Here is an 8,778-nt window from a genome sequence, read left to right as displayed (position 1 = left end):
TTCGCCGGGCTTTTCGCGGATGAGTTCTTCGGAGACGCCGTCATCCGGGTGGGTGCGGGGGCTGAGCCCCCGCGGGGGCGGCGGCCCCCCCCCCCCCCCGGCCGGGGCGCCCCCCCCGGGGCCCCACGACCGCGCTCCGCACCGGCCCGGTCCGGGCAGTGCGGTCGGAGCTCACTCCGCGGCCCGCGGTGGCGGGACGTCCGCGCAGGTCAGCCCGGTGGACGGCGAGCCGGGGAGGCGACGCCACCTTCGACGGTACCGAACCGCGGTGACCGTTCCGTCCTCCGGACGGAGGCAGCGCTCCCCGAAGTGGGTGAAGCCCGTGGAGTTCACTCCAACGGCCGCATCCGGTTCGGGGCGCCATACCCTCAGCCCGCGCGCAACGCCGAATCGTGCGCGATCGCGTGCTGGACGACGGAGATCAGCACCTGCTTGGCGGAGTCGCGCTCACGCGCGTCGCACGCCATGATCGGGACCGACGGCGCGATGGTGAGCGCGTGCCGCACGTCCTCGATCTGGTGGTGCAGAAGCCGGTCGAAGCAGTTGATGGCCACGACGTAGGGCAGCTTCCGGTTCTCGAAGAAGTCGATCGAGGGGAACGCGTCGGCGAGCCGCCGCGTGTCCACCAGCACGACCGCTCCGATGGCACCGACCGCGAGGTCGTCCCACATGAACCAGAACCGGTGCTGACCAGGGGTGCCGAAGACGTACAGCACCAGGTCCGAGTCCAGCGAGATGCGCCCGAAGTCCATCGCCACGGTCGTGGTGGTCTTGTTCGGCGTCGCCGAGGTGTCGTCGTGTCCGACGCTCGCCTCGGTCATCATGGCCTCGGTGGTCAGCGGGTCGATCTCCGAGATCGCCCCGACCATCGTTGTCTTCCCCGAACCGAACCCGCCGGCGACCACGATCTTGGCCGACGAGGTCGGACCCGTCACCTGCGGCGCGTTCGCGTCGGAGTCAAATTCTCCGAAGCCCACTGAGCACCCTTTCCATGAACTCGATACTCGGCCGGTCACCCACGGTCTGGTTGCTGGAGTGCACCAGCACCAGCCCGAGCCCCGCCACGTCACCAATCAACACCCGCACCACACCGAGCGGCAGGCGCAGCAGCGCCGCCACCTCGGCCACCGACCGGGTGTCGAGGCACAGGTCACAGATCGACCGGTGCTCGGGCACCCGGACCCGGTCGAGCATCCGGCCCTGGTCACTGGTCGAGATCAGCGCCTCGATCGCCAGATCGAGAGTCGCCTTCGTCCGGCCCCGGGTCCGGAAGTACGGCCGGACCAGGCCGGACGTCTCCATTTCGGTCGGCGCCGGCTCGTCGACGTACTCCTGGTGGGCCTGCCGCGGCAGCGCCGCGGCCAGCTCGCCGGAGTCCAGTCCCGCCGAGTAGTCACGATCGTTGCTGTACGCGGCGAAGTCGTGCGCGTCGTACAACGGCCCGCTCGACCCGCCGAACAGCTCCGCTCCGGGGCCGCCCAGCAGCCGGTCGCGGTACTCGCCGCTACCGGGCTGGATCGGCCGGATCGGTTCCTGACCGGCATTGCTGTCGGTCAGCCAGTTCGGCGGCTCTCGCACGGGGTCGTTGTCGGACGCCTGCACCCGGCGTGACCGCCACTCGCGGTCGACCCGTTCCCGGAACGACTGCCAGTCCTCCCGGCCGTCGTCCGAATGCTCGGACCACCCGCCGGAGAAGTCGTCACCGAGCCGGCCATCGCCCCTCAAGCGCCCGTCGTCCACGGCTCTCTCCTCGGTTCCCGGGTCCTCAGCGGCGGACTGCCGAGCCCTGCAGCTGGGCCCGCATCTCCGGTGTCAGCTGCTGGCCGACCCGCTCCACCAGCAGGGTCATCTCGTAGACGACCAGGCCGATGTCGCTCTCCGGCGAACCGAGCACCGCAAGGCAGGAACCGTCGGAAACCTGCATGAGGAAGAGGAAGCCGTTGGCCATCTCCACGACGGTCTGCGCGACCGTCCCGCCTTCGAACACCTTGGCCGCACCGCGTGCGAGGCTCGTGAGCCCCGACGCCACCGCCGCCAGCTGGTCCGCCCGGTCCTTCGGCAAGCCTCGCGAAGCCGCCAGGAGCAGGCCGTCGGCCGACACCACGACCGCGTGGGCCGCGCCGGGCACCCGGTGCACGAAATCCGTGATCAGCCAAGCGAAGCTGCCGGCATTGTTCGCCTTGGCATGCGCTTGGCCGTTCGGCTGCGCGGAGCCACCCGGCTGCATTGCACCCGCCCGTGTCACTTTCGCTCCTCACTGCTGTCTGTGGTGTTGCCACGCCCCGGAACCCTGCTGCTTTCCAGCTGTTCGTCGGCCGGGAGCTCCTTCAACGCATGCCGGCCGGAGGTGTAGCCACGCTGGAAGCTTGCCATCCTGCTCCGCGCCGCGGACGCCGAGCGGGTGATCGCACCCTTTCCGGGCATGCCCGCGGTGTTGTCCGCGAAGTTGTTCTGCGCCGGCCCGTCGGACGAAGGACCGTTGATCGACCCCGGCACCAGGTAGGCGTTCGGGACACGTTTGGGCAGCCCGGCCGTGGTGATCTCTTCGTTCTTGGCCTCCAGCAGCGACTGCGCCTTCTGCCAGCCGTCGTCGGAGGCACTGTGCCAGCCGTCGTCGGGCGGGAGGAGCGGGTGCCGGGTCGCCGCGGTCGGCAGCAGCTCGTCGGCCGGCCCGGGCTCGGGCACGCGCTCACGCTCGGGAGCACGCTCGCGCTCCGGGCGCCGGCTGACCGGCTCGGCGACGACGGTCCGCTCCGCCACCGGCTCGTCGGAGCCGGTGAGCGGCGGGAGGTTCGGGTCTTCACCCTCGCTCTGCGTCGGGACCGGGTCGGCCACCGAGTCGTCGCCTTCACTGAACCAGCGTGACAGCACCGACTGGTAGATCGGCAGCCGCCGGGTGGGTACATCGTCCTCGAGGGCCGACGGACCGACCTCCTCCGCACGCGGCGGGGGTGGTGGCGGCTCCTCGGGCGGGACGTACTTCGGCTCGCGCTTCGGCAGGACCAGCGGCGCGAACTGCGTGTCGTTCGCCCTCGAGCTGGCGCCCTCGCCGTTCGGCGACGGCGTCAGCGGCGCGAGGTCTTCGGCGGTCGGCCAGGCCGGCACCTCGGGCTTCGGCAGCTCGGGCGACAGGAACGGGCCCGCCGCGCGGCCACCGCTGACCAGGTCGTCCAGGCTGATCGGCTGGTCGAGCGGGACCAGCCCGCCCTGGTTCGCCACCGGTTCGTGCACCGGCGGAGGCGGGGGTGGCGGCGGTGCCGAAGGCGGGATCGGCGTGTGCGCCTGCGTCTGGTCGTAGTCCGAACGCGCGGCCGGGATCGGGATGCTCGGCATCGACATCGACGTCTCGGACCGGTTCGGCGGCAGCGGGGTCTGCCGCGTCATGCCCGGGCGGAGCTGGGTGAGCAGCTCGGCCGGGACGACGACGCGGGCGATCACGCCACCCTCGATGTCCTCGTTCTCGCGCAGCCGCACCTCGATGCCGTGGCGCTTGGCCAGCCGGGAGACCACGTACAGGCCCATCCGGCGGGTCACCGACACGTCCAGGTCCGGCGGCTCGGCGAGCCGCCCGTTGACCTCGGCCAGCCGCTCGTCGCTCATGCCGACACCGTGGTCGGTGACCTGGATGGCGAGGGCCTTCCGGCGGGTCACCACGGCGCGGACGATGACCTTCGTCTCCGGCTCGGAGAAGTAGGTCGCGTTGTCGAGCAGCTCCGCGAGGACGTGCACGAGGTCGTGGATCGCGAGGCCCTGGACCGCGACGTCGGGCACGATGCCGACCTCGATCCGGGCGTACTGCTCGATCTCAGACACCGCTGCACCGATGACGTCGGCGGCGGGCACCGGCTTGGGCACGGACTTCGCCAGGCCGGCACCGGAAAGCACCAGCAGGGACTCACCGTTGCGCCGCAGCCGGGTGGCCAGGTGGTCGAGCTCGAACAGGCTCGCCAAGTGGTCCGGGTCCTGCTCGTCGGCCTCGAGGCGGTCGATGACGCCGAGCTGGCGTTCCACCAGCCGCTGCGACCGCCGGGAGAGGTTCACGAAGATGCCGTTGACGTTCTCGCGCAGGAGGGCCTGCTCGGCGGCCATCTTGACGGCCTGTTCGTGGACGATGTCGAACGACCGCGCGACCTCGCCGATCTCGTCGCGTGAGGTGACGGGCACCGGCTGGACGGCCTTCTTCGAGGCGCCGACCGGGTCCGGGTCGTCGAGGATCGCCTGCACCGTTTCGGGCAGCCGGGTGTACGCGACGTCCAGCGCGCTCTTCCGCAGGATCCGCAGCGGGCGCAGCATCAGGCGGGCGACGATGAGCATCAGCGCGATCGCGGCCGCCAGCGCGGCGAGCACGATGGCACCGCCGACCCAGGCCGAGTTGACCGCCGCCGTGGCGAGGTCGTCGGCACGGGTCTTGAGCTGGGCCAGCAGGTTCGACTCGACCGCGTGCAGCTTGTCCGCCGACACGGTGCTGTCCTTGCCGAGCGCCGTGGTGTCGATGCTCGGCGCGTCACCCAGCTGGGCGAACGAGAACGCCGCGGTCTGGATCCGGCGGCGGTCGTCGACCTCCGGGCCGGAGTACGTGTCGTTGTAGAGCTGGCGCTGGTCGTCGTCGGCGTTCGCGAGGAAGGCCGCGACCGAGGCGTCCGCACTGGAGGCCGACGCACGCGTCTGGTCCAGGAGGTCACCGGGGAAGTTCCCGCGGAACGCGGCGATCTGCAGCTCGGCGTCGGAGCGGGTGGTGAACTCCTTCGCCTCGCTGATCGCCTGCGTGCTCGTGCCGAGCCGCAGCACGTCCCGGTCGGTGACCGCGGTGGTCACCTCGCGGCCGAGCTCGATCAGCGCGTCGAGGATGCCGGAGTAAGCGGTCATCACCGTGATGTCCGGCAGGCCGTTCGCGGTGTTGAACGCCGCCCGCAGCGGGCGCAGGGCGTCGAGGCGCTGGATACCGCGGGTGTAGCGGTCCTTGGTCGCCTGGTCGTCGTAGCTGAGGGTCGACGCCGCGTTGCGCAGGTCGGTCACCTCGCGGTCGACCTTGGCGATCTGCGCGTCGAGGCCCGTCTGCAGCAACTGGTTCGCGGACGCGATCCGGGCGACGGCCAGCGAGCGCTCGTTCTGCAGTTCGTGCACGACCGTGGTGACCTTGACCGCGAACGCGACCTGGTCGGCGGTGTGCTGGAACTCGGTCGCCTGCTGAGCGTCGTCGACCACGCGCAACGTGCCCAGTGTGAGCGCCGTCAACGTCGGGATCAGGAGGATCGCGGCCAGCTTGGACCGCAGCCTCCAGTCGCGCATGCCGGAGAACAGCCCGGCCTTCCGGCCCGGAGCATCTCCGGGCGACTGCGCGGGGGTCCCTCCTACCCCCGCGGCGTCTTCGTTCGGCACCGCCGCACCACCATCATCGTTCGTGCTATGGAAACCCTGGTCGGTCCAGCGCCCGCCAGGGCGCATCGCGTTCTCCTCAGCCACTCGTCTGCACGCTCCCGGCGCTCCGGCTCAACGGCCGATCGGTAGGAGCCCAGCGCGAGACGCTACCCGTACGGGTGAAAAGATCGTCTTCGACGGGGGTCCCTGAACCCCGTCCGATCGGACGGAATCGGTTCAGCTCGAGCATCACGGTCCGGTCCCTGCGCTGGTCCTGCATTGGTCTGTTTCTCCGGCCTAGCCCGCCCGAACGGCGGCTGAGCCCGGCCAGGCAGTGGTCTCCGCGGGGGAGTTTCTCTCAGGAAAAGCACAGCGTGCCCTGGTAAACCGGGGATCGTCTTGATCGGCCATCCAGGCACTCTCTCTCACTACATCGGAGGTTGATACCTCCCCGCAGGTGCAGAGGGTAGCGAACGCCCGGGGAAGATGTAACCCTCCCGACGCTTCGTGCACGATGTTGCACAGCGTTCGCTCAGTCGGCGCACAGCTGGCGGTCCCTCATTCAGGAACTGGGCCCTACGCTGGGTGAACAGCTACGGCGAGTGGAGCAGTGGGTCTAGACCAGAGGCCAATAGAGTGACGTGCGCCACTCTCTCGGGTATTTATCACACCCGTTGTGAGCGAGCTGTCACGTTCTCTACAGTGACCCGCGTACTCCCGAGAATGAGTTACGTACTTCCCCGGGATTCGGTCCACCAACCGTCAAATCTCCCAAGGAGCAGGCCTTGCTTCGAAACGCCATGAGCAGCCGCCGGGGTCACACACGCCGCGCCGCGCTCGGGCTCGCCCTCACTGTCGCGGCCGCGACAGCCCTCACCGGCTGCAGCGCGCTCGGCTCGGACGACTCGAACGCCTCGTCGAGCGGGGGTGGCCTGGAAAAGTCGAAGATCAAGGTCTCCATCATGCCGACCACCGACCTGGCGCCGTTCTGGCTCGCCCAGGACAGCGGCTACTTCAAGGCCGAAGGGCTCGAGGTCGAGCAGATCATCGCGCCGAGCGGCCAGGCGTCGATGACGAAGGCCATCTCGGGTGAGGCGGACATCGCGCTCTCGACCTACACGCCGTTCTTCGTCGCCAAGAGCAAGGGCGCCGCGGACATCCAGCTCGTCGCCGACGGCACGTCGGTGAACGCGAAGAGCAACGCCATCGTGACGGTGCCGAACTCCCCGGTGAAGACGGTCGGCGACCTGAAGGGCAAGCGGATCGCGATCACCGCCCTGAACACCGCGTCCGACATCCTCACCAAGTCGGTGATGAAGGACCACGGCGTCGACTACAGCACGGTCAACTGGGTCCCGATCCCGCTCCCGAACATGGCGGCGGCGCTGAAGGACGGCCAAGTCGACGCGGCCTACATGCCGGAACCGCAGCTCTCGCAGGCGGCGAAGATCGCCGGCGCGACGCCGGTCATCGACATCAACACCGGCGCCAGCCAGGACTTCCCGCTGACGGGCTACGGCACGACGGCGAAGTGGGTGCAGTCGAACCCGAAGACCCTCGCCGCCTTCCAGCGCGCCATGAAGAAGGCCACGGCCGAATCGCTCAACGACCGCGCGAAGGTCGAGCCGCTGCTGGTGAAGTACGCGAAGATCGACCAGGACACGGCGAAGCTGCTCACCCTGCCGGGTTACGGCTCCACCCTGGACGCCCGGCGCCTCCAGCGGGTGCCCGACCTGCTGCTGCAGATGGGCGTCATCACCAGCAAGGTCGACGCCGCGACGATGATCGCTCCGCAGGCGACCAGCTGACGTGACGAAACTGCTCCGCGGCCTGGCCGGCCTGGCCGGCTTCCTCCTGCTCTGGGAGGTCGTCGTCCAGGTCGACCTGGTCAGCAAAACGTTCATCCCGCCGCCGAGCGTCGTCCTGGTCACCGTAGGGGACCTGCTGGGCGACGCCGACTTCATCCGCGACGTCATCGCGACCATGCTCGCCTGGCTGATCGCCATCCTCATCGCGATCGTCGCCGGTGTGCTCGCCGGGCTGCTGCTGGGCAGCGTCCCGGTGCTGCGCACCGCCACCGCCGCGATCGTCGAATTCCTCCGCCCGATCCCGGTCACCGCGCTGGTGCCGCTGGTGCTGCTGGTGATCGGCTCCGGTCCCGACGCGAAGATCTCCCTCGCGGTGTACGCCTCGCTGTGGCCGATCATGTTCAACACCATCTACGGCATGGGCGAGATCGACCCGGTGCTGATGGAGACCGCGCGCGCGTGCGGGACCAGCCGGTTCCGCATCCTGTCGTCGGTCGCGCTGCCGCAGACCGCGCCGTTCGTCTTCACCGGCATCCGGCTCTCGGCGACCATCGCGCTGATCGCCGTCGTCAGTGTCGAGTTCCTGGCCGGTTCCGAAGTCGGGCTCGGCAACTTCATCCTCGTCGCCAGCACCGGTTCGGTCCGCTTCGACCTGGTCCTGGCCGGTACCGTGGTCGCCGGGGTGCTGGGTTACCTGATCAACGAGGGACTCGAACAGCTCGGCAAGCGGCTGTTCCGCTGGAGCAGCATCGACCGGGAGGCGATCGCATGAGCACGGCGACTCTTTCCGGCCGGGTGGGCCGCCGGGCCGCGCGCGGCGCGGCCACCGTCGCCCGCAACTGGCTGCTCTTCGCGATCCTCGTGGTCGTCTGGGAGTTCGCCGCCCGCGCCGGCGGCAGCAAGTTCTTCCCCCCGCCCACGGAGATCGCGGTCGCCGCCGCGAAGCTGTGGTTCACCGGGCCCGCGTCGCACCTGTTCCTCACCGACGCGGTGTTCGACAACGTGTTCCCCAGCCTCGGCCGGATGCTCGGCGGCTGGGCGCTGGCCGCGCTCGTCGGCATCGGGCTGGGCGTGCTGGTCGGCCGGTCCGAGAAGGCGATGGACTACCTCGGCCCGCTGTTCGCGTTCTTCCGCTCGATCCCGCCGCCCACGCTGATCCCGGTGTTCGCGGTGCTGTTCGGGCTGAGCTCGGGAATGCAGATCGGCGCGATCATCTTCGGTGCGATCTGGCCGGTGCTGCTCAACTCGGTCGACGGGGTCCGCTCCGTCGACTCGGTGAAGGTGGAGACCTCGCGGGCGTTCCGCACGCCGAAGCGCTACTGGGTCTCGATGGTGGTGCTGCCCGCGGCGGCGCCGAAGATCTTCGCCGGGCTGCGGGTCAGCCTGTCGATCTCGCTGCTGCTGATGGTCGTCTCCGAGCTGGTCGGCGCGTACAACGGCATCGGGCGGTCACTGATGAACGCCCAGCAGGACTTCGACTTCCCGACCATGTGGTCGTGGCTGGTGCTGCTCGGCATCCTCGGCTACGTCTTCAACACGATCTTCCTGGCCGCGGAGCGGCGGGTGCTGGCCTGGCAGCCGACCCGTCTCGGCCGCGACTGACGCTGGAAAG

Annotated in this window: 7 protein-coding genes; 3 read left to right on the top strand and 4 right to left on the bottom strand. The window is 69.7% G+C overall.

All coding sequences use genetic code 11. The features are described 5' to 3' along the window. Nucleotides 1–368: 368 nt before the first annotated feature. Genes QQ657_RS50720 through QQ657_RS50705 form a run of 4 tightly spaced genes read right to left on the bottom strand, consistent with a single transcriptional unit; the run spans nucleotide 369 to nucleotide 5,445 of the window. Complete coding sequence (locus QQ657_RS50720; RefSeq protein WP_247017872.1) at nucleotides 369–977, bottom strand: GTP-binding protein; 609 nt, start codon at nucleotides 975–977, stop codon at nucleotides 369–371. Next, entirely contained in the window at nucleotides 958–1,740 is a 783-nt protein-coding gene (locus QQ657_RS50715) for a DUF742 domain-containing protein (RefSeq protein ID WP_284749638.1), read from the bottom strand. The genes QQ657_RS50720 and QQ657_RS50715 overlap by 20 nt, the downstream gene beginning before the upstream one ends. 25 nt (nucleotides 1,741–1,765) lie before the next feature. Then, complete coding sequence (locus QQ657_RS50710) at nucleotides 1,766–2,227, bottom strand: roadblock/LC7 domain-containing protein (protein ID WP_284749641.1); 462 nt, start codon at nucleotides 2,225–2,227, stop codon at nucleotides 1,766–1,768. A 14-nt stretch (nucleotides 2,228–2,241) separates the two neighbouring features. Continuing rightward, complete coding sequence (locus QQ657_RS50705) at nucleotides 2,242–5,445, bottom strand: sensor histidine kinase (RefSeq protein WP_284749637.1); 3,204 nt, start codon at nucleotides 5,443–5,445, stop codon at nucleotides 2,242–2,244. 713 nt (nucleotides 5,446–6,158) lie between these two features. Between QQ657_RS50705 and QQ657_RS50700 the strand changes: the two genes are divergently transcribed. Genes QQ657_RS50700 through QQ657_RS50690 form a run of 3 tightly spaced genes read left to right on the top strand, consistent with a single transcriptional unit; the run spans nucleotide 6,159 to nucleotide 8,768 of the window. Then, nucleotides 6,159–7,166, top strand: a complete 1,008-nt coding sequence (locus QQ657_RS50700) for an ABC transporter substrate-binding protein (RefSeq protein ID WP_284749640.1) — start codon at nucleotides 6,159–6,161, stop codon at nucleotides 7,164–7,166. A gap of 1 nt (nucleotide 7,167) precedes the next feature. Beyond that, nucleotides 7,168–7,938: an ABC transporter permease gene (locus QQ657_RS50695; protein ID WP_284749636.1), complete on the top strand. Its 771-nt coding sequence runs from the start codon at nucleotides 7,168–7,170 to the stop codon at nucleotides 7,936–7,938. Continuing rightward, the gene (locus tag QQ657_RS50690) at nucleotides 7,935–8,768 is read left to right on the top strand and encodes an ABC transporter permease (protein WP_284749635.1); all 834 of its coding nucleotides are present in this window, start codon (nucleotides 7,935–7,937) and stop codon (nucleotides 8,766–8,768) included. Before QQ657_RS50695 ends, QQ657_RS50690 begins: the two co-directional genes overlap by 4 nt. The last annotated feature ends 10 nt before the right edge of the window (nucleotides 8,769–8,778 follow it).

Source organism: Amycolatopsis ponsaeliensis (assembly GCF_030182635.1).
Lineage (GTDB): Bacteria > Actinomycetota > Actinomycetes > Mycobacteriales > Pseudonocardiaceae > Amycolatopsis > Amycolatopsis ponsaeliensis.
The sequence above is the reverse complement of the archived record's forward strand: the minus strand, read 5'-3'. Positions and strand labels throughout refer to the sequence as shown.

Coding starts and splice junctions, on each gene's coding strand:
- QQ657_RS50700 (WP_284749640.1), top strand. CDS start 6,159: ATGAGCAGCCGCCGGGGTCACACACGCCGCGCCGCGCTCGGGCTCGCC.
- QQ657_RS50705 (WP_284749637.1), bottom strand. CDS start 5,445: ATGCGCCCTGGCGGGCGCTGGACCGACCAGGGTTTCCATAGCACGAAC.
- QQ657_RS50690 (WP_284749635.1), top strand. CDS start 7,935: ATGAGCACGGCGACTCTTTCCGGCCGGGTGGGCCGCCGGGCCGCGCGC.
- QQ657_RS50710 (WP_284749641.1), bottom strand. CDS start 2,227: ATGCAGCCGGGTGGCTCCGCGCAGCCGAACGGCCAAGCGCATGCCAAG.